The organism is Prevotella sp. CAG:255 (assembly GCF_000431195.1).
Taxonomy (GTDB): Bacteria; Bacteroidota; Bacteroidia; order Bacteroidales; family Bacteroidaceae; genus Prevotella; species Prevotella rara.
In genome coordinates this window covers 1-20,620 of the sequence record NZ_HF986798.1, presented here as the reverse complement: position 1 = coordinate 20,620, position 20,620 = coordinate 1, and the positions used below count along the sequence as shown (strand labels likewise).

16 protein-coding genes and 1 tRNA gene are annotated in these 20,620 nt (G+C 35.3%); 7 read left to right on the top strand and 10 right to left on the bottom strand.

From position 1 onward, the window contains the following. Nucleotides 1-153: 153 nt before the first annotated feature. Entirely contained in the window at nt 154-1,215 is a 1,062-nt protein-coding gene (gene leuB, locus QVO66_RS04740) for a 3-isopropylmalate dehydrogenase (protein WP_021854271.1), read from the bottom strand. A gap of 151 nt (nt 1,216-1,366) precedes the next feature. After that, nucleotides 1,367-2,860: a replicative DNA helicase gene (gene dnaB / locus QVO66_RS04735; protein ID WP_125104149.1), complete on the bottom strand. Its 1,494-nt coding sequence runs from the start codon at nt 2,858-2,860 to the stop codon at nt 1,367-1,369. A gap of 104 nt (nt 2,861-2,964) precedes the next feature. Between dnaB and ispE the strand changes: the two genes are divergently transcribed. After that, nucleotides 2,965-3,792 carry a 4-(cytidine 5'-diphospho)-2-C-methyl-D-erythritol kinase gene (gene ispE / locus QVO66_RS04730; RefSeq protein WP_021854269.1) on the top strand — a complete coding sequence of 276 codons (828 nt, stop codon included), beginning with the start codon at nt 2,965-2,967 and terminating at the stop codon, nt 3,790-3,792. A gap of 66 nt (nt 3,793-3,858) precedes the next feature. Here the strand turns inward: ispE and QVO66_RS04725 are convergent, their stop codons facing one another. The 6 genes from QVO66_RS04725 to QVO66_RS04700 all read right to left on the bottom strand — a co-directional run bounded on the left by QVO66_RS04725 (nt 3,859) and on the right by QVO66_RS04700 (nt 11,580). Next, entirely contained in the window at nt 3,859-5,844 is a 1,986-nt protein-coding gene (locus QVO66_RS04725; protein ID WP_021854268.1) for a fructose-bisphosphatase class III, read from the bottom strand. Beyond that, nucleotides 5,841-7,187, bottom strand: coding sequence for a glycosyltransferase family 4 protein (locus tag QVO66_RS04720; protein WP_021854267.1), 1,347 nt, complete (start codon nt 7,185-7,187; stop codon nt 5,841-5,843). Before QVO66_RS04720 ends, QVO66_RS04725 begins: the two co-directional genes overlap by 4 nt. A gap of 6 nt (nt 7,188-7,193) precedes the next feature. Continuing rightward, nucleotides 7,194-8,243: a glycosyltransferase gene (locus QVO66_RS04715; RefSeq protein ID WP_288172602.1), complete on the bottom strand. Its 1,050-nt coding sequence runs from the start codon at nt 8,241-8,243 to the stop codon at nt 7,194-7,196. A 113-nt stretch (nt 8,244-8,356) separates the two neighbouring features. Further along, complete coding sequence (lysA, locus tag QVO66_RS04710) at nt 8,357-9,517, bottom strand: diaminopimelate decarboxylase (protein ID WP_021854265.1); 1,161 nt, start codon at nt 9,515-9,517, stop codon at nt 8,357-8,359. 2 nt (nt 9,518-9,519) lie between these two features. Continuing rightward, nucleotides 9,520-10,848 (bottom strand): aspartate kinase, encoded by a 1,329-nt coding sequence (locus tag QVO66_RS04705; RefSeq protein ID WP_021854264.1) that lies wholly within the window; start codon nt 10,846-10,848, stop codon nt 9,520-9,522. Nucleotides 10,849-10,878: 30 nt separating this feature from the next. Beyond that, nucleotides 10,879-11,580, bottom strand: a complete 702-nt coding sequence (locus tag QVO66_RS04700; protein WP_021854263.1) for a cell division ATP-binding protein FtsE — start codon at nt 11,578-11,580, stop codon at nt 10,879-10,881. Between the two features lie 742 nt (nt 11,581-12,322). Here QVO66_RS04700 and QVO66_RS04695 point away from each other — a divergent pair. Then, nucleotides 12,323-13,084, top strand: a complete 762-nt coding sequence (locus tag QVO66_RS04695; RefSeq protein ID WP_288172601.1) for a DUF3256 family protein — start codon at nt 12,323-12,325, stop codon at nt 13,082-13,084. A gap of 800 nt (nt 13,085-13,884) precedes the next feature. Here QVO66_RS04695 and QVO66_RS04690 read toward each other — a convergent pair. After that, the gene (locus tag QVO66_RS04690) at nt 13,885-14,766 is read right to left on the bottom strand and encodes a hypothetical protein (protein ID WP_021854259.1); all 882 of its coding nucleotides are present in this window, start codon (nt 14,764-14,766) and stop codon (nt 13,885-13,887) included. A gap of 226 nt (nt 14,767-14,992) precedes the next feature. On the opposite strand from QVO66_RS04690, the gene QVO66_RS04685 reads away from it, so the two are divergent. The 3 genes from QVO66_RS04685 to QVO66_RS04675 are packed head-to-tail and all read left to right on the top strand — an operon-like array spanning nt 14,993 to nt 17,934. Continuing rightward, nucleotides 14,993-15,976 carry a Gfo/Idh/MocA family protein gene (locus tag QVO66_RS04685; protein ID WP_021854258.1) on the top strand — a complete coding sequence of 328 codons (984 nt, stop codon included), beginning with the start codon at nt 14,993-14,995 and terminating at the stop codon, nt 15,974-15,976. 10 nt (nt 15,977-15,986) lie between these two features. After that, nucleotides 15,987-17,075, top strand: coding sequence for a DUF4421 domain-containing protein (locus QVO66_RS04680; RefSeq protein WP_288172600.1), 1,089 nt, complete (start codon nt 15,987-15,989; stop codon nt 17,073-17,075). A gap of 1 nt (nt 17,076) precedes the next feature. Beyond that, on the top strand, nt 17,077-17,934 hold the full coding sequence (locus tag QVO66_RS04675; protein ID WP_021854256.1) for an N-acetylmuramoyl-L-alanine amidase-like domain-containing protein: 858 nt from the start codon (nt 17,077-17,079) through the stop codon (nt 17,932-17,934). 23 nt (nt 17,935-17,957) lie between these two features. Here QVO66_RS04675 and QVO66_RS04670 read toward each other — a convergent pair whose 3' ends face one another. Further along, on the bottom strand, nt 17,958-18,995 hold the full coding sequence (locus QVO66_RS04670) for a diacylglycerol/lipid kinase family protein (RefSeq protein WP_021854255.1): 1,038 nt from the start codon (nt 18,993-18,995) through the stop codon (nt 17,958-17,960). 162 nt (nt 18,996-19,157) lie between these two features. Here QVO66_RS04670 and spt point away from each other — a divergent pair, with 162 nt between their 5' ends. Then, on the top strand, nt 19,158-20,345 hold the full coding sequence (spt, locus tag QVO66_RS04665) for a serine palmitoyltransferase (protein ID WP_053398316.1): 1,188 nt from the start codon (nt 19,158-19,160) through the stop codon (nt 20,343-20,345). A 68-nt stretch (nt 20,346-20,413) separates the two neighbouring features. Further along, a tRNA-Pro gene (locus QVO66_RS04660) sits at nt 20,414-20,487 on the top strand. The last annotated feature ends 133 nt before the right edge of the window (nt 20,488-20,620 follow it).

Sequence of the window (20,620 nt, the reverse complement as noted above, 5' to 3'; positions counted from 1 at the left end):
CAAGTGTATAACACACTGATATTCAGAATCATATTCAAAGTACATCAATCATGACTATATGTATTTAAAGCACCAATATATACTTTTGAATATTTATTGGCAAAATAATGCGGACGATCATTCGTCATGACATTATTTACTTCACAAACATTATTACGCTTTATTTATATAGTCAACGATCCACTCTCCTACTTCTCTCGTGCCATAAAATTCACCTCCTTCTACCTGGATTTCAGGAGTACGCACATTGGCGTCAAGTGAAGCATCAACGGCCTTACGTATAAGCAATCCCTCATCTTTCAGACCAAAATACTCAAAAAGCATAGCCACTGATAAAATCTGAGCCAGAGGATTAGCGATGTTTTTGCCTGCAGCCTGCGGCCATGATCCATGTACAGGTTCGAAGACCGGAGTGCCTTCTCCTGTAGAAGCTGATGGCAGCAAGCCCATACTTCCAGAAATACAGCTACCTTCATCTGTGAGGATATCTCCAAAAGTATTTTCCGTAACGATTACATCAAAGAAAGTGGGTTCGACAATCATACGCATAGAAGCATTGTCCACAAACATATAATCAGTTATAACATCCGGGTATTCTTTTTCAATTTCTTTAGCAACTTGACGCCAAAGCCTGCTTGAAGCCAGCACATTTGCTTTGTCAACAACAGTAACATGGTGTTTGCGCTTAATCGCATACTGATATGCTACCCTTAAAATACGTTCTACTTCCGGACGTGTATAATAATTTGTATCATACGCCTTTTCATCATCCTGATATTTTTCACCAAAATACATGCCACCGGTAAGCTCTCTTATACATATAAAATCTGCATTTTTTATTATCTCATCTTTCAATGGAGATTTATGCAACAGACACTCAAATGTTTGTACGGGCCTAACATTTGCAAAAAGTCCCAACTTTTTACGCATAGCTAACAGGCCCTGCTCAGGACGAACTTTAGCCCTAGGATCATTATCAAAACGAGGGTCACCTACAGCAGCAAACAACACCGCATCAGCCCACTTGCATATATTAAACGTATCATCAGGAAATGGGTCACCGACCAAATCTATCGCATGTGCTCCACATATAGCCTCTTGATACTCTATTTTATGTCTGAATTTTTCAGCAATGGCATCTATGACATCAACACCCTGCTTAATAATTTCCGGTCCGATACCATCACCAGGAAGAACAGCTATTTTAAGATTCATGATTATTTATTTAATGGTTTATTCTTTATCACTTCATAAAAACACCTATTCGATCATATAAATTACAATATTCCCATTATTCCACTTTAAACATTCTGCTTACAGATGCGCCATTATTATATTCTAATTATAATTTCATACATTATAACATCTAAAATGGTAATGGACCGTTATCTGGAATATCACCAATATACGGCGACGGGCCCAGATCATCTCCATTAATCTTCGAACCAATAATCTCTCCTCCACCGATTGGCGACTTATCAGAATCTGTTGGATTCTCAAAACGCGTAAACTCTCCACGGAAATTCAACAACACATCACCTGTACCACCTTTACGGTGTTTAGCTATAATAATCTGAGCCTTTCCGTGAAGATCGTTTCCTTTTTCATCAGTAAAAATTCTGTAATATTCCGGTCGGTGAACAAACAGCACCATATCGGCATCCTGCTCAATCGCACCAGACTCACGCAAGTCACTGAGTTGAGGCCGCTTTCCGTCTATACCTTCACGTCCTTCAACAGTACGGTTCAACTGAGACAAAGCCAATACAGGAATGTCCAACTCCTTTGCAAGTCCCTTCAATGAGCGGCTGATGGTTGACACCTCTTCCTGTCTGCTTCCAAAACGTGCTCCGTTGGCATTCATAAGCTGCAAATAGTCTATCATTATTACTTGCACTCCTTTTTCTCTTACTAGACGTCTTGCCTTTGTTCTTAATTCAAAAATAGACATACCCGGAGTGTCGTCAATATAAATCGGCGCAGCCTGAAGTTTTCTTACGTTCTTATCAAGTCGTTTCCATTCTTCATCATCCAGCTGTCCGTTAAGTATTTTCTTACCTTCAATCTCACATACATTAGATATCAGACGGTTAACCAGCTGAACATTGTTCATTTCCAATGAAAAGAATGCTATAGGCGTATCGTAATCAACAGCAATATTTTTTGCCAAAGATAATGCAAATGAGGTTTTACCCATAGCCGGACGACCAGCAATAATAACCAAATCGCTTCTTTGCCATCCGGATGTATAATCATCTAATTTGGCATACCCTGTAGGAATACCCGTTAATCCACCTTTGTTTGCTGCAGCTTTTTGCAAGATTTCGACAGCCTGTTTTACTACAGGATCAATTTGGGTATAATCCTGCCTCATGTTTTTTTGTGACAGTTCAAATAGTGAACCCTCAGCCTCCTGCATAAGTTCATCTACATCTACAGTTTCATCAAAAGCCTTTGTCTCGATTACACTCGCAAAGGAAATTAATTGCCGAGCCAAATATTTTTGTGCTAAAATCTTAGCATGATATTCAATATGTGCAGATGATGCCACACGTTCACTTAACTCCAATATATAGCCAGCTCCACCAATGTCATCTAGAGTTCCCTCACGCTTCAATTCTTCAACAACAGTCATAATATCCACAGGATCTTCATTCAAACTTAGAGTTTGAATAGCCTTGTATATTTTCTGACTACGCGGTTCGTAAAAAGTTTCGGGATGCAAAATCTCACTAACAACAGAAAAGGCATCCTTATCAACCATCAAGGCTCCAAGGACCATCTTTTCTATATCAACAGCCTGAGGCTGCATATGGATGCTATTATTATTTACTTTACGGGTTTTCTTATTTTCAGGCATAATATTTACATAATAATTTGCGCAAAATTACAAATAAATCTTCGGTTTAAGACTATTAAATTCAATTTAAATAGTTACCTTTACAAACAAAAATAAAAATGACTATGATTCAACGACCATGTGCAAAAATAAATTTAGGCCTTAATATTGTCAGCAAAAGGCCTGACGGATATCATAATCTAGAAACAGTGTTTTATCCAATAAATCTAAATGACGAGATATGCATTGAACCTGTACCTGATAAAGAAATCACAAAATACCAATGTTCTTTAAGTATAAAAGGTATTAATATAGAAGGCGATTTACAACAAAACTTAATTGTTAAAGCTTATAATATTCTTAAAAAATACTATCCACAAATTCCAAATGTCAATGTAACCCTTACCAAAAATATTCCTACGCAAGCCGGCATGGGTGGAGGTTCGTCAGATTGTGCATATACAATAAAAATGTTGAACGAGATGTTTAACCTGAAAATGTCAATAAAAGACATGCAATCTTTTGCATCTAAATTAGGTGCAGACTGCCCTTTTTTCATAAATCCACAGCCGTCATACGCAACGGGCATCGGAGAGATATTGACACCTATAGACATCAATTTGAGCAAATATAAAATTGCGATTGTAAAACCTCCCGTAATGATAAGTACGAAAGAGGCTTTTTCAAACATCATAGTTAAACAGCCAATAAAATGCTGCAAAGAAATCGTAGCACAGCCGATAGAAACATGGAAAGAAGAACTGATAAACGATTTTGAAAATAGCATCTGCACTATACATCCAGAAATAGGTAGAATTAAAAACAGGCTATATGATTTAGGCGCTATTTACGCTTCAATGACGGGAAGTGGAAGTGCTTTATTCGGTATATTTGAAAAAGAGATAGGAAATCTTGATCGCATATTTGAAGATTGTTACACACACATTGTTTAATATTGAAATAGTCCAAGATTTTGCTTTCACCACAAAATCTTGGACTACCTCAATGATTCTCAATTGTTAGCGTAATTCTTTAATAAAACCATGCCTATAAGCATAAAGCAGTTTTTCCAACTCTGCAATTTGCTTTTTCAAATCACGTCCTATATCTGTATCTGCCACAAGCATTCTATGTGATGACATTTCAACAATCTGTGTCGTACTTTTAATATCGGACCCTCTAAGTATTGCATCTTCTGTACTCGTAAATGGTTCATGCTGAACTAACTGGAAGCCTCTACTATGATAAACCAATGTATATCCGGCAATACCCGTTTCTTCATGATACGCCTGCGAAAATCCGCCATCAATAACCATTAGCTTACCATTAGCCTTTATCGGATTCTCTCCATTTACGACATGAACAGGGACATGTCCATTAATAATATGCCTATTCTGACCGCTCACTCCAAAAGCATCAAGAATGGCATCACACTCTTCCTCATTGTTTCTTAATTTAAAATAATTTCCTTTTTCCTCTTTATATGTAGATTTGTCCTTAAGAAAGTAACGTTCAAAAGTTGCCATCTTAGACTTATCAAACAAAACTGAATTTCGCCCACACCACAAGTAAAGGAAATAATCTACAGAAAATTCCTTCTCACGAGGATCTGAATCATTTTGGAATGCATTTCTAATAATATGTTCCGTCCGATTCATCAGTTCACGTCCTTTGTACTTATGACCTTTGCAAAGTTCCACTTCTTTAAGACTACCATCATCGTTTAAAGGAACGGAAGCATGAAATAAAAGATTATCATTAATTATAGTATATAATGAACCATGACTCAACAATAGCCTTATATGCTTATGAAGCTTCTCGTTAACAGTAAACGAGTGATGAAGTTTACTCATAAGTATAATTTCATCTGGTGTCAATTCATATGGTGCATTAGGATTTACAGTCGGGAAACAGCAGCTTTTCATTTCATAAGACTTTCCAGAGATATTGCATGTCGCATTATCATAATCAATACATTCCAATAAAAGTCTATCTTGCATATCCCATTCAGGATGACGTTTTATCATAGAAGCTTCCACCTTAAATTGAATGATAGTGATAGCTTTATGCATCAATGCAGTCAACCGTTTTGTCTTATCGTCAATATCTGTACTGCCTCCATTAATTTTAGGCATAAACTCCTCACAAGGATCATCGCCATAATGCTCCATCGCAAATGTTGCCAATGGAATAAGATTTATACCATACCCTTCTTCCAGCGTAACAAGATTTGCATAACGCAAAGACAAACGTATTACATTACATATACAAGCATCATTACCGGCACAAGCCCCCATCCAAAGTATGTCATGGTTTCCCCATTGAATATCCCAATTGTGATAATTCGTTAGTACATCCATTATAATATGCGCACCAGGTCCACGGTCATAGACATCACCTAACACATGCAATAGATCAATTGCCAAACGCTGTATCACATGAGAAATAGCAATAATAAAATCATCCGCACGTCCAGTTGATATTATTGTTTCGATTATGACATTAACATAAGCTGCTTTATCTATATCATCTGTACGTTCATGAAGAAGTTCCTGAATAATATAAGAGAAATCCTTCGGTAAAGACTTTCTAACCTTAGAGCGTGTATATTTACTAGAAACATCCCTACAAACCTTTACAAGCTGATGTATTGTTATATGATACCAATCCTCCAAATCCGGCTCACTGGCTTTAACAAGTTCAAGTTTCTCTTTGGGGTAGTATATCAAAGTACACAATTCCCTGATTTCCGATTCACGCAAATCATTGCCAAAGATTTCATTAACCTTACGTTTAATATTACCTGAAGCATTCTTTAACACATGCTGAAAAGATTTATACTCACCATGTAAATCTGCAAGAAAATGTTCAGTACCCTTAGGCAAGTTCAATATCGCCTGCAAATTTATAATCTCTGTACTGGCATCAGCTATTGTCGGAAAAGTATGAGACAACAATTGCAAATACTTTAAGTCCTTTTCAATGTCATAATTCCTTGTCTTCATTGTATATTAGATTTAAAAAACATTTTTCTCAATTTCTCCGTTTTACTATCATTAATCGGTTCTATAAACATAAAGCCTTCACTTAACCCATAACGCTCTTTCATTATTTGAAACAAGCGTGCTGTATCTTTTAAAATACCGGTCTCATGAACTTTATTATATAACTGAATTTCATCAAAATTATTATATTTTAAGCTAAGATATAAATCTAACATATCTTTTCTTTTAATCTCTATACGATGCTTTATACCATATAAGATTGTCATTATCTTAATCATGATATCACGTTCAAGATCTGAAAGACTTGAATCAGTCTTAATTTTTGAAGTATTTCTTATATTAGTAATACGCTGAGACTTATTTTCCAAGAGACAAAATATCCCACCAATTTGTTCTTGTGAAAAAGGTTGGGATAAGTTATATTTTTCAATTCCAGAAAAAACAAATTCTAATATTCCTTGGTTATATGAATGTAAAAGAATTCTACGCCATGCGTTATCATCAAGCGTTGAAAGAATCCTACGTTGATTATCTGACAATTGTAAGCCTGCAATATTTTCTGTCGCACCTGCATGCAACAAAATATCTTCTGCACAACAATCTTCAGAACTCATAAGCCAAAATGGATTACTGTCAACAACTATTTGATACATCCCAATTAGCCTATCAGACAATGGACTAATTGATTTTTCATAAATTTCATTGAATATATCAATTAATACAATATTCCTAATATTCTTATTTTGTTTTGAAACATATACATCATATTCCACATTACCAATATCCCCATTTGATTCATCAATATGGAGCGTATTTGCATGTTCTGATCTTATCCCTAAGATTTTACATAAAAGCGTTGGATATCCAACATAATCAGATATGCTACATATCTCATTATCGCAAACAGCATGCAAGACTTTTGCATGCGACACTATATATCGTTGATAAATAACAGATTTTAAAAAATTACATAAACAATAATGGCCCGACGAATGCCAGGCCTCCAATTGTCTGTCAAATGTTATGATTGTAGGAATTCTATACTTTTCACAACATCTCTGAAGATAGTATGCATATATATTCCAACATGCATGAATATGTACCACATCCGGACGTATATCTGCCAAAAACTTCTTGAAGGAAGAATGCCATCTACCAAACAAATTCTTCAAGAGAGAGAATTTATGGACATGCACACTTCCCATATCTATACCAGGATAGTCAGCACACAATAAATGTACTTCTGCACTTTCTGCCATAGCCTTAATTAGAGCTATTTTATACTGAAGTCCTACAGACTCATTTATATCAGCAAAATTTGGTATAAAATGCAAGACTTTCATAATTCATTATGATTTATGACTTATATATTCATATTTATCTGATAATATGTATTTTATTGCAAATCTGAAATTACTGAAAGGCAGAGCCAATTCAAATGGAATAACTTTCCATAAACTAACATTTGCATTAAATCTATTAAGCACACGTTTCGCACATATTATTCTAGAAATAAAAGGAACCACCAATGCCATAAAAGAAAAAGGCAATATTACAAACCTGACAGAAAGAACTGAATATATTACAGAAAAAATCACTAATATGAAACAAAGATAAAGCCCCAGCACATCCATATTAAATATTTGTCTATGTCTAAAACTACGTTGAAGGTGTTTACGCGTTTCGAAATAAAACGTGTTTTTATTATTCCAAGCTTTTTTTGAGGGCTTATCTTCTACTAACATTACATCTTTAGATATTGCAATAGCTGCGCTCCCGAATTTAGAATATTTATTAACTAAAAAATCATATTCACCTCTAACATATTTCAAGTTACCTTGAAATCCGCGACCTGACATAAAATCGGCCTTCTTAAACAACAGATTATTACCATAAGTACTGTAAGCAAAACCTTTAAACGCTTCATACATATAGGTATATTCCTTATGAAGGCGATAGAACGTTTTAAATTGACCTGTGTCATCAGAATAATTACTATATCCAATAACAAGATTTATTCCATCCCTACATTTGGTACTCATGCCTTCAATCCAATGATTAGAAACAGGTTTACACACGGCATCAGTTAATAAAATCAAATCATTTTTAGCTGCCTTCACACCTAATGTTATTGCAAGTTTTCGTCGACTCATATACCGAGATGTTTCTGGTACAAATGTAGTATATAAGTTTTTATACTTATTGTACGTTTTCAAAACATCTGCCGTTCCATCTTCATCACGACTTACAACAACAATTATTTCATATCCGGCAGAATAATCCTGAGAAAGAAAATATTTCAGATTATTATCCAACTCTACAGAATTATTATCCGAAATAATGACAACTGATACAGGCTTTAAATTCTCTGCAGAATCTGTTTCTTCTTTATCGACCATTTTTTTAAAAAACGTATCAAATAAAGAAGAACAGAGTGCAGAAATCACCAAAATTATACAAATAACGATTGTTATATTGTCTAAAATTAGCATTATTCAATTCTATTTTTTAATTACAATATATCTTCCTTAATATAGCCAATTGGCAAAGAACGACAATTATATTGAGATGCCATAATTTCACCATAAGCACCAGCGGAACGTATAGCAATTATATCATTACGATGGCATTCGTCCAAATCTATTGATTTAGCAAAAACATCACTAGACTCACATATTGGGCCTACAACATCATAAGTATTTATACATCCATCATTACTAATGTTTTCAATCTTATGATATGCATGATATAAAGCTGGTCGTATAAGGTCTGTCATCCCGGCATCAACAATTACAAACTTCTTAGCTGTACCCTCTTTTACATATAACACCTTCGTTATTAAAGATCCACATTGACCAACAACAGAACGCCCAAGTTCAAAATGAAGACTCTGCCCCTTACGGAGTTTAAGATGTTTTGCATACGTTTCAAAATATGATTTAAAATCCGGTATTGAAACACGGTTTGGATGTTGGTAATCAATACCAAGTCCGCCACCAACATTTATCATCTCAACATTAATATGATGAGCCGCCAATTTAACTTGAATCTCGTTAATACGATTACATAATGCCACAAAATCGCCCATATCAAGGATTTGTGAACCTATATGAAAATGCAATCCCATGAATCTCACGTTCTTCATATGTGAGATTCTTGCAATAACATTCTCCATATCCGACATCGCAATGCCAAACTTATTTTCAGCAAGTCCTGTCGTTATGTTAGCATGTGTATGTGCTCCAACGTCAGGGTTGATACGCAATGCTACAGAAGCGACCTTACCGCAGTTTTCTGCAAGCCAATTAATCACTTCCAGTTCAGGTATACTCTCTACATTAAAGCAAAAAATATTTTTTTCTAAACCGAGTTTTATTTCTTTGTCATTCTTCCCTACTCCTGCAAATACAATTTTATTTGAAGGAAAGCCTGCATTAAGTGACGCTAATATTTCACCTCCACTAACACAGTCAGCTCCCAATCCGGCCTGACATATTATATTTAAAACCTTTGGGTTAGCATTTGCTTTTATTGCATAATGCACACAAAAATTTTCATACTTGCCAGCCTCTTTATTTATCGTATTTAAAGTTTCACGCAACAAATCTGTATCATAGTAATAAAATGGCGTATCCGTCTTTTTAAATTTTTCAATTGGAAAAACACCCTTCATTTTCAATTTTCACTTTTATTAAACAATGTATCACTCAAACTTTGTAAAGCTCGTTTCTTATCAGATTCTTTTACCAAGAAAGATATATTGTAATTACTACCTCCATAAGAAATCATTCTTACAGGAATATTCTTCATCGCATCTGTAGCTAATGTCTCAAAGCCGACATTACTCCAATCCAAATCACCGACAACACATATTATACACATATCGCGGTCAACTGTTACAGTTCCATATTTCTTTAATTCTGCAACAATATCATTAAGATGTGCATCGTTATCAATGCTCATAGAAACACCGACCTCACTTGTTGTTATCATATCTATTGCCGTCTGATAACTCTCAAAAATCTCAAAGACCTTACGAAGGAATCCTGTAGCAAGTAGCATGCGGCTGCTCTTTATCTTAATTGCCACAATATTATCTTTAGCAGCAATAGCCTTAATTTTACCTGTTACAGTTTCATTATTTATAATCGTTCCCGGTGCAGCAGGGTCCATTGTATTCAACAAACGCACAGGAATACCTGCATACTTTGCCGGCTGCACACATGTCGGATGTAATATTTTTGCACCGAAATATGCAAGTTCCGCAGCTTCCTCAAAATGTAACTGGCGAACAGCTTCAGTTTTATCAACCACACGCGGGTCGTTATTATGCATACCGTCTATATCTGTCCATATTTGTATCTCATCTGCATTTATAGCAGCTCCTGCCAATGATGCAGTATAATCACTGCCTCCACGAAGCAGATTATCTATTTCTCCGTAAGCATTGCGACAGATAAATCCCTGTGTAATATAAACCTGTTGACCAGGATTCTGCTCCAACAAATTCTGTAATTTATCTTTAATGTATGAAGAATCTGGTTCTGAATTTTTATCAGTACGCATGAAATCCAGTGCAGAAAGCAAAACAGCATTGTAGCCACACTCTTTTAAGTAATTGGTTACCATATTTGTACTCATTATCTCACCTTGAGCAACAATGCTTTTTTCTTCAAAACTAGTGAAAAGATCTTTTGTAAAAGAACGTAAATAATTAAATTCATTTTGGAGGAATATTTTTGTTTCATTCTTCCATTTCTCTGTAGAATAAAGTTCTTCTACATGTTTCATATATGCTTTTTCCAAACGATTTATAACATCATTTGCGCCCTCCGGATTCTTCTTATATAAATAATCAGATATTTCAATCAAAGAATTTGTCGTACCTGACATTGCAGACAAAACGACAAAAACTGGTTTTCCACTATTTGTAATCAATGAGGCAACATGCTTCATGCGCTCAGGCGAGCCAACTGATGTGCCACCAAACTTCATTACTATCATAATCGTATCTTTTTATATTTTTATTTTATATTAGTCTTCTTCATCAAAAAGACTTTTGTTATATATATTAGTTATGTCGTTAATTTTACCTTCCTTACACTGGTAAACGATACCAGGATACTTATCAAGCATCAGGATGTTGTGTGTTGACATTACTACAGCCGTCCCGGTCTGACTTATCTGCTTCAGCAAATTTACAATATTATCCGCTGTTTCAGGATCAAGATTACCGGTCGGTTCATCTGCAATAATTATTTTCGGTTTATTTAATATTGCGCGAGCAATAGCTATTCGTTGTTGCTCTCCTCCAGAAAGTTCATAAGGCATTTTTGTTTTCTTTTCTGACATGCCAACAGCATCCAGCACTTCATCAATGCGCTCATCTATTTCCTTTTTATTTTTCCAGCCCGTTGATTTCAATACAAAGCATAGATTCTTATAAACATTTCTGTCATGCAACAATTGAAAATCCTGAAATATTATTCCTAATTCCTTTCGCAAAGCCGGTACTTCTTTACGTTTAATTTTAAATAGGTCTCGTCCAAGGATTGTTGCATTATCTCCTTCATCAATATCAAGCTCACAATACAAAGTTTTAAGCAAGCTGCTTTTTCCTGTACCTACATTTCCGATGATATAAATAAACTCACCTTCATCAACATGAAAATTCACATTGCCAAGCACACATACATCATCTTGATATATATTTACATTTTTATAATCAATATACATAATCTATATTTTTAATATTTTAATGTTTATGCCATTCAGGACCATTACATCCTGTAGCTTCTCTACAACACCTTTATCCTCAAGCCCTTGTACGCAAACGACATAAGCAGATAACACAGCATATCAGAATCTTCATGTATCAAACGATCATCCTTACGGTTTATAACATCGACAACAGCCTCCAAGACATGTCAGGACATCCCGTTCAATATGCTTTTACAGCTCTAACAAAGACATTTCCCAAATCACGCCTTTTAAAGACAAAATTCAACGAAGTGTCCTTATAAATTGTTCTGACAACATTCTGCTTTATTATTGGATCTTCATCCAATTCTGTTTTTGCACAACAGTGAAGCAATTATATTGCAGTAGGTATCATCTCTTGTATTACAATGTTTTAATGATGCACCCTTTCGACTTGCAAAAGTATTAAAAAACTCCGAATTATCAACCATTATATCCTAATAATTTTAGTATAACACTCAAAGTGCCACTAAAGCATTGTATTTGAAAGGAAAAACGCTATAAAAATTACAGTAAAAGTATTTTTCTGAGTTTTTATTGCGAATATCAAAATAAAAGTGTAATATTGCAGACTAAAAACAAAATTATCTCATTTAATACAGACACATGAATACAATAGAAAAAGAAGCTATAGAACAAAACAGATTAAATAAATTACGACATCACCTATTTGTACAACCGATAAAGATATCATTGGCTTCCTCTAGATATCTATTGCATGATATCAAGCTTAAATAAACCAATAAAAACATACAAGATAGTGGCAAAAAAATGCCGGCCACAATTTGCAAAAGACAATAGTATATTCACCCTTTCAATCAATAAGAATAAAATGAAAATATTTGCATTACTCATTTCCCTGCTTTGTTGCACAACCAACATTATGGGCCAAATATCAATTAAAGAAGTTATAGGTAACATTCCTGATGAAATTTTACCTTATATCACAAACGATCAGAAAGAAGAATTATTAAAATTTACTGGTTCTAAAGATTCTGTAAAAGTAAAGAACACTTTTAACGGGGCAACTTCAATTGACACCATTAGCTTTGATTATGCAAAAATTAACATGAATAAGACTACAGAAATGCAGCTCAAGCTTCTGCGTGGAAACGACTCTACGCAAATACTATGCGTAATCAGGACAATTAAAAGTCCGCTCAAAGAAAGCACAGTAAAATTCTATTCAACAGAATGGCAAGCAATAAACTCAACATTTGGACTTCCCGTCGATAATGATGAAGATACCATTTTAAGTATGTTCACACAAAAGCCAGACTCAATGCCGGAAGACAAATTTAAAAATCTATATAATTGCATAGAACCTGTTATGCTTGCTGCACAATGGGACGAAAAATCAAACTGTATAACATTTAACTTGAGTATTCCATTTATTCAAAAAGACAACAATAACGAAATAAATGCGATAATAAAGAAAATTTCTTTTAAATGGGATGGTCAAAATTTTAAAAAATGTTAGAAAATTATTTCTTTTAGAGATTATATTTGGAGAAAAGAAATAATTAGAATACCTTTGCATCGTGTTTTTCATGGTATTAGATTATTAAGGTTAATAAAAGATTGGTTGTCGTGAGACAATCAATTTTTGTTTTATATAGGTTCTAATTCTAATAAGCCTTAATAACAATATAAGCCAACACCTTTTAATTAACAAAGCATTCATTATCTGTCAGTCGATAAAATAATACAAATTAAACATTACCATTCTATATGTCATTTACGATAAAAGACAAAACCTTATTTATATCACATACAGAGCATTCCGGATTACGTTATCAAAATATCACAAAAACCAAGAGAAAAGTATCATCATGCTTTTCAAGAATGCCACAAAATAAAGAAATAAACACAAATAATAAAAATACAATCGAAAAAGCCACAAAATCATGCACAACACGTAATACGTTATAATTCAGCAAGTTACAGATTAACATTTAAAAATCAAGCACCTTCAACATATAAAATACCAAATAAAATGACACATTTTACGCCATAAAACATCATGTTTTGCAATGAAAAACAATGTGTTTTACATTACAAATCAATGTATTTTGCTACACAAACAACTGCTTTTATCTACATTTTACGATATAATACACTCAACACACAACGAAAAAGTACCATAAGTACAACAAATCAACTAGAATGTTATGCTTATTTGCCAGATTTCCGCGGAACGCAGAATCTGACAAACAGACACTATATAAGCTATAATAGTTACAAAATGTACTGACGCAAAAACTTAAATTTGTAAGCTCATTATTTTATCTTCAAGAATTCTTTTCGCTCTTTCTCACGAGTTTCTATGCTTCCATACATAAAATAACATACGAAAATCACAAAAACATAAACATAAAGGCATATAAATGACGACAGAGCCACAACAACATATTGCAATACACTAAAATAAGAAGGCAAGCCAGAAGGATCGCCCATATATCCTACGCCAATTGCCGACAATGTATTAGCCATAGAAATTATAAGCATTGGGATAGAAACAAAGAACATGCAAACGGCAGCACATAAAGCAGCCAATAAAAGTGTGATAAATATAAATCCCCAATAACGCCATCCCACCTTGTATGCCTTTAATAAGATCTTGCTCAATTTACTATCAGGCTCCATCAAATATTTAACAAATACGTAAACATACGGAAGCAAGACACATGAAAAGAACAATGAAACTCCAATGATAACGCATGCAATTACAGGCATTTTGTCAAGAGGGACAAACGGACCAGTTCCTATAACCAGATAAACAAGTCCCCATTGTACCACAGAAACTATAGCCATTATACACAAGTACACACCAAGGAGTCTGATACATCTAACTAAATTCCACTGCATCGACTGATGGCCAAGAAGCATAAATATACGCGAGACATATCCCACATGAAAACAAACGACCAAGACAACAGAGACCATTAAGAGGGGGTATGAAGAATGTGTATAGCCACCATCCGTTAAAGCCCTTGTATAAAAAATAGATAACAAAGCTATTGACATGGCCAAAAGCAAAGTGTATAACCATGTATGTCTGAATATAGCACGTATATTGTCAAACAGCATCCTATGAGATGCAGAGATACAAGCCGTATAACTACGACTCTTATTTAAAAACTCTTGCTTAAGATTGTTCATTTCATTTTTAATTAATTAATGCAAAGGTAATAATATTCCGGATATTATGAAATGGTATTATCAATAAAAATTGCTAACTTTGCAGAAGATAAGTTGCATAACAAATAGAGTTTGTCAAACAAGCTCCTTAATGTATTATCTTTTTAAGATAAATAAAAAGCATGCGGCTCCAAACGTTTACTAAGAAAAGAATACTTCCACAATAAAAATCGTTAACATCAAGAATATGAAACTGTTAAAATGGGGATTTATTGGTTGCGGAGAGGTTACTGAAAAAAAATCAGGCCCGGCCTTTAACGAAATAGAAGGCTCAAAAGTGATTGCCGTAATGAGCCGCAATGAGAAGAAGGCGCGCTCATACGCAGAGCGACATAAAATAAGCAAATGGTATACTGATGCACAAGAGCTTATCGACGACCCCGACGTTAACGCCATTTATATTGCCACTCCCCCCTCAAGCCATGCCACATACGCAATAATGGCAATGAGAGCAGGAAAACCTGTATACGTAGAAAAGCCTCTGGCTGCTAATTATGACGACTGCGTAAGAATCAACAGAGTCAGCGAGCAGACCGGGATTCCATGTTTCGTCGCCTACTACAGAAGGTATCTTCCATATTTCAAACGCGTCAAAGAAATCATAACAAGCAAAACTATTGGTGAGATAATGAACGTGCAAATACGTTTTTCTTGCCCTCCGCGTGATTTAGATTATTCTTCAAAAGAAAAACTCCCATGGAGATTACAACCGGACATAGCCGGAGGTGGCTATTTCTACGACTTGGCTCCACACCAGCTTGACTTGATGCAGGATCTGTTTGGAGTAATAACAGAAGCTGAAGGCATATGCGCCAACCGCGCCGGACTTTATCAGACAGAAGACAGCATAAGTGCATGCTTCAGGTTTGAAAGCGGTGTTCCAGGAAGTGGCTCATGGTGCTTCGTTGGCCACCAATCTGCAAAAGAAGACAGAATCGATATTGTTGGAAGTAAAGGAAAGCTTAGCTTTTCTGTATACAACTACGACCCAATCCATCTTGTCACAAACGATGACGAAAAATATATAACAGTAGAAAATCCCCCATACGTTCAGCTGCCAATAATTAAAGCAGTTGTTGAAGACCTGCAAGGATTCGGAGCGTGCTCATGCACAAGTGTATCAGCCACTCCTGTCAATTGGGTCATGGACCGCATATTAGGAAAATTCTAAATTTATGAATATGAAACGTCTGATTTTGAGTTTCTTTTTGGTTTCTGCCGTGTCATTGGCTTATTCAACCAACGACACGATAAAAACCGAAAAGAAAAACACAATATTCAGACGAATAGGAAAGGTATTCACAAAGGTATTTAAAGACTTCAATGAAATAGACACAAACTATATAGAACCGCAACATTATAATTATACAATAATGCTGCAAAACACCAATACATATGAGATATATAGACTTGAAAGCAAATCAGGTCAGTACATCACATTTGCTCCTGAACCAACAATCAGAATCGGACCTTATGTTGGATGGAGATGGATATTTCTTGGGTATACGTTTGACATAGGCCATATCAGCAACGACAACAATAAGAAAGAGTTCGAACTAAGCCTTTACAGCTCTATGTTTGGAATCGACCTGTATTATAGACAAACGGGCAACGACTATAAGATACGCGAAGCATACCTAGGAAACGGCCTTAACAGCCATACATTAAAAGGAATTCCATTTTCTGGACTTACTGTTGGAATTAAAGGTTTTGACTTATACTACATATTTAACCACAAAAAATTTTCATATCCGGCGGCTTTCAGCCAAAGTACATGTCAGAAACGCAGCTGCGGCTCTCCGTTGCTTGGCATAGGATATACCACTCACAAGCTTGATTTAGATTATGAGAAGCTTAAAAATGTCGTGGAAAACAACATTAGCGACAAATACCAGAATGTAAAGCTTGATTCCGGATTAATGTTTAACAAAGTACGTTACACATCATATTCTATTTCAGGCGGATACGCATACAATTGGGTTTTTGCACGTAATTGGCTTTTTGCAGCATCACTGTCAGTTGCATTAGCATACAAAAGGTCTACTGGCGACCTGCACTATAAATCGGAATTCTCACTTAGAGACTTTAAATTTGGAGATGTAAATATTGATGGAGTTGGAAGATTCGGAATAGTATGGAACAATACAAAATTTTATGCCGGAGCAAGTACAATTCTTCACTCATATAATTATAGAAAAAGCCAATTCTCCACTAATAATGTATTCGGTTCATTAAACTTTTACTTTGGAATAAACATAGGAAGGAAATAATATGAAGAAATTATTTTTATTATTCATTGCTGTTTTGTCATACGTAACAACCTATGCTTATGAGGTTGACTACAAACCATCAGACAGCATTCGCGTTATTAAATTGTTAAACGATGCGAAAAAACAACCGGAAAGCACTAATTATATAATATATTTTGCACGGAAACTTAAAAGTATTCCCTATGTAGCACACACCCTAGAGATAAACAAGAAAGAAAAATTAGTTATAAATTTGAGGCAACTAGACTGCACCACCTATGTTGAAAATGTCGTAGCCCTTTCAATGTGCATAAGTGAAAAGAAATACACATTTAAAAGTTTCTGTGACAATCTTAAAAAAATAAGATACAGGGACGACTCACGACCTCATTACACACAAAGACTTCACTATTTCACGGATTGGATAGAGAACAATACAAAGAAAGGAATTTGTAAGGAAATACAAAGCCCTACCCCGCCTTTCACCAATACCCAAAGAATAAATGTATTTTACATGTCAGAAAATCCCTCTAAATATAAGATGCTGAAGGAAAATCCTAAGTATATCCCTACAATAAGAAAAACAGAACAGAACATTAATCAGAAAACATACAAATATATTCCCAAGACGGAGGTTAAGAACACTAACACTGTCAGAAGAACAATTCAAGATGGTGACATCATTGCTACCACAACAAGTCTAAAAGGACTGGATATTCAACACATCGGATTTGCCATATGGCATAAAGACGGGCTGCACATGCTTAACGCATCTAGCCTGCACCACAAAGTTGTTGAAGAACCTATGACTTTATACAATTACCTGCAAAAGCAAAAGACAATGACAGGAATAAGGATCATACGCCTAAACATAAAATAGCAAGCGTCCAAACTTATAAAAAGTCACAGATTATTTAAGCGTTTAAGTAATATTTTATTCAAAATATGAATATGGCGTCCTTGACGGCCAATGTCTGTACGCATATTACTTATATCGTTAAAAAAATCACTAAAGGCATTTTGCACCATGTTTGGCTGCCTTTTTGCCTTATCAGCCAAAGGATTAATTATAACCTTTATACCCTTATTGACAACGGATATATCCACATCAGCCCCTGCCATAACAGGATCGCCATCATAGTGTATATATCCTTCCTTTTGACGATGAACCAAGATATGCCTAGTACGGAATGTTTTTATCCTTGCATTCCGATCTAAAGTTTTATTAAACATATCTATACTAATCTGCGGTGCATCAATCATATCAAAAGGTTCCATTATTATAACATCAAGCAATCCGTCACTCATGGATGCCTGTGGTGCTATATATGCATTATTTCCATATTGAGACGCATTGGCACATGAAACAAGAAAAGCCCTATATTTAGTTTTCCCGTTTTCATCTTCTATCTCGTAAGTTTCCGGTTTATACTTTAATCCTTCCCGCAAAATATTCTCCAGATATGAAACAGGACCGCGCTTTCCAGACTCGGCAAACTTCATACTAATAAAAGCATCAAACCCCATACCACATGTACAGAAAAATGGTATTCCGTTAATAATACCATAATCCAAGTCATGCACCGTATGCTTATTAATTACCTCAAGAGCCTTATGCATATCCATCGGTATCATTAAATGCCTAGCCAATCCATTTCCAGAACCACATGGAATAATACCTAATGCCGTATCCGAATTAACAATTGAACGTGCCACTTCATTTATAGTCCCATCACCTCCAACAGCAACAACAACATCAACCCCTCTATCTTTGGCATCTCTGGATATCTCAGAAGCATGCCCGCTGTATTGGGTTTCAACTATTGAGAAATCATAATATTCCTTATCGAGATTATTCTCAATAAGTTTACAGATACCCGATTTTCTTGTCGTTCCAGATATCGGGTTCACAACAAATATTATCTTTTTCTTTCCTGCCATCGTCTTGCAAAAATAATAATATTTTAGTACAAACCATTTTTATTACTTATAATATTTTTGCAAAAAAAACACTTTTCTATTTTTTTTCTTATGATTTACACATTTTTTTGTATCTTTGCAGCCTAATCAAAACAATGTAGAAAATCTACACCTATTTATAATATGGGACTATTACAAGAAAGATACAAAAATTACCGTGAACCACAAAGGTTCATGGAAGCTGGTGTTTACCCTTACTTCCGTGAAATAACAGGCAAACAAGGCACTGAGGTTCAAATGGCCGGACATGAAGTGCTTATGTTCGGTTCTAATGCTTATACTGGATTAACTGGTGACCCGCGTGTTGAGGCCGCCGCAAAAGATGCATTAGACAAATATGGAAGTGGTTGTGCAGGAAGCCGTTTCTTGAATGGAACACTTGACATACATGTACAACTCGAAAAGGAACTTGCTGAATTTGAGCATAAAGACGAAGCATTATGCTTTTCGACAGGATTCTCTGTAAATGCCGGTGTACTCTCCGTTGTTTGTGGACGTGAAGATTATATCATTTGCGATGACCGCGATCATGCAAGTATTGTTGACGGACGACGTCTTTCATTCGCAACTTGCTTAAAATATAAGCACAACGATATGGAAGACTTGGAAAAACAACTCCAAAAATGTAAACCCGAGTCAATAAAGCTTATTGTCGTTGATGGCGTCTTCTCAATGGAAGGTGATCTTGCAAATTTACCTGAAATTGTTCGTTTAAAGAAAAAATATAATGCTTCTCTAATGGTAGACGAAGCACATGGACTAGGAGTTTTTGGAAAAGAAGGAAGAGGCGTATGCGACCATTTTGGCGTAATTGATGACGTTGATCTTATCATGGGTACTTTCTCTAAAAGCCTCGCCAGCATAGGAGGTTTTATTGCCGGTGATAAAGATACCATAAACTATTTGCGCCACACATGCAGAACTTATATATTCAGCGCATCCAATACTCCTGCTGCTACAGCTGCTGCAATGGAAGCCCTGCACATCATACGCAAAGAACCTGAGCGTATTGAAAACCTTTGGACAGTTACAAAATATGCATTAAAACGCTTCCGTGAAGAAGGTTTTGAAATAGGAGACACAGAAAGTCCTATTATACCTCTTTATGTTAGAGATGTAGATAAGACCTTCCTCGTTACTAAATTGGCTTTTGATGCAGGCGTATTTATAAACCCTGTTATCCCTCCTGCATGCGCACCACAAGATACACTTGTCAGATTTGCATTAATGGCAACCCATACTGTGGAACAAGTAGAGAAAGGTGTTCAAGCACTGAAAAAAATCTTTGTTGAGCAAAATATAATTAAATAAATGCTGTAAAATTTGCATGTTTTAAAAAAAAGTAGTACCTTTGCATCGCAAATTTAAAGATTTGGTTACGGGGTGTAGCGCAGTCCGGTAGCGCGCCTGGTTTGGGACCAGGTGGTCGCAGGTTCGAATCCTGTCGCCCCGACTAAATTAGCAGTATACTAAAAGAATAAAAAGCCTAAGAATTTATTATATTCTTAGGCTTTTTATTTTCAATACACACTATAAGTAGAAGGTTGTTAGGCTCACCCGATAAATAGTGGGGAAAGAAAGAAAAA

Excerpts from the sequence above, each read along its gene's own strand:
- spt (WP_053398316.1), top strand. The coding sequence starts at position 19,158 with ATGGGACTATTACAAGAAAGATACAAAAATTACCGTGAACCACAAAGG.
- QVO66_RS04725 (WP_021854268.1), bottom strand. The coding sequence starts at position 5,844 with ATGAAGACAAGGAATTATGACATTGAAAAGGACTTAAAGTATTTGCAA.
- QVO66_RS04685 (WP_021854258.1), top strand. The coding sequence starts at position 14,993 with ATGAAACTGTTAAAATGGGGATTTATTGGTTGCGGAGAGGTTACTGAA.
- lysA (WP_021854265.1), bottom strand. The coding sequence starts at position 9,517 with ATGAAGGGTGTTTTTCCAATTGAAAAATTTAAAAAGACGGATACGCCA.
- dnaB (WP_125104149.1), bottom strand. The coding sequence starts at position 2,860 with ATGCCTGAAAATAAGAAAACCCGTAAAGTAAATAATAATAGCATCCAT.
- QVO66_RS04675 (WP_021854256.1), top strand. The coding sequence starts at position 17,077 with ATGAAGAAATTATTTTTATTATTCATTGCTGTTTTGTCATACGTAACA.
- leuB (WP_021854271.1), bottom strand. The coding sequence starts at position 1,215 with ATGAATCTTAAAATAGCTGTTCTTCCTGGTGATGGTATCGGACCGGAA.
- QVO66_RS04715 (WP_288172602.1), bottom strand. The coding sequence starts at position 8,243 with ATGGTCGATAAAGAAGAAACAGATTCTGCAGAGAATTTAAAGCCTGTA.
- QVO66_RS04700 (WP_021854263.1), bottom strand. The coding sequence starts at position 11,580 with ATGTATATTGATTATAAAAATGTAAATATATATCAAGATGATGTATGT.
- QVO66_RS04680 (WP_288172600.1), top strand. The coding sequence starts at position 15,987 with ATGAAACGTCTGATTTTGAGTTTCTTTTTGGTTTCTGCCGTGTCATTG.
- QVO66_RS04690 (WP_021854259.1), bottom strand. The coding sequence starts at position 14,766 with ATGAACAATCTTAAGCAAGAGTTTTTAAATAAGAGTCGTAGTTATACG.
- ispE (WP_021854269.1), top strand. The coding sequence starts at position 2,965 with ATGATTCAACGACCATGTGCAAAAATAAATTTAGGCCTTAATATTGTC.
- QVO66_RS04695 (WP_288172601.1), top strand. The coding sequence starts at position 12,323 with ATGATATCAAGCTTAAATAAACCAATAAAAACATACAAGATAGTGGCA.
- QVO66_RS04670 (WP_021854255.1), bottom strand. The coding sequence starts at position 18,995 with ATGGCAGGAAAGAAAAAGATAATATTTGTTGTGAACCCGATATCTGGA.
- QVO66_RS04720 (WP_021854267.1), bottom strand. The coding sequence starts at position 7,187 with ATGAAAGTCTTGCATTTTATACCAAATTTTGCTGATATAAATGAGTCT.
- QVO66_RS04705 (WP_021854264.1), bottom strand. The coding sequence starts at position 10,848 with ATGATAGTAATGAAGTTTGGTGGCACATCAGTTGGCTCGCCTGAGCGC.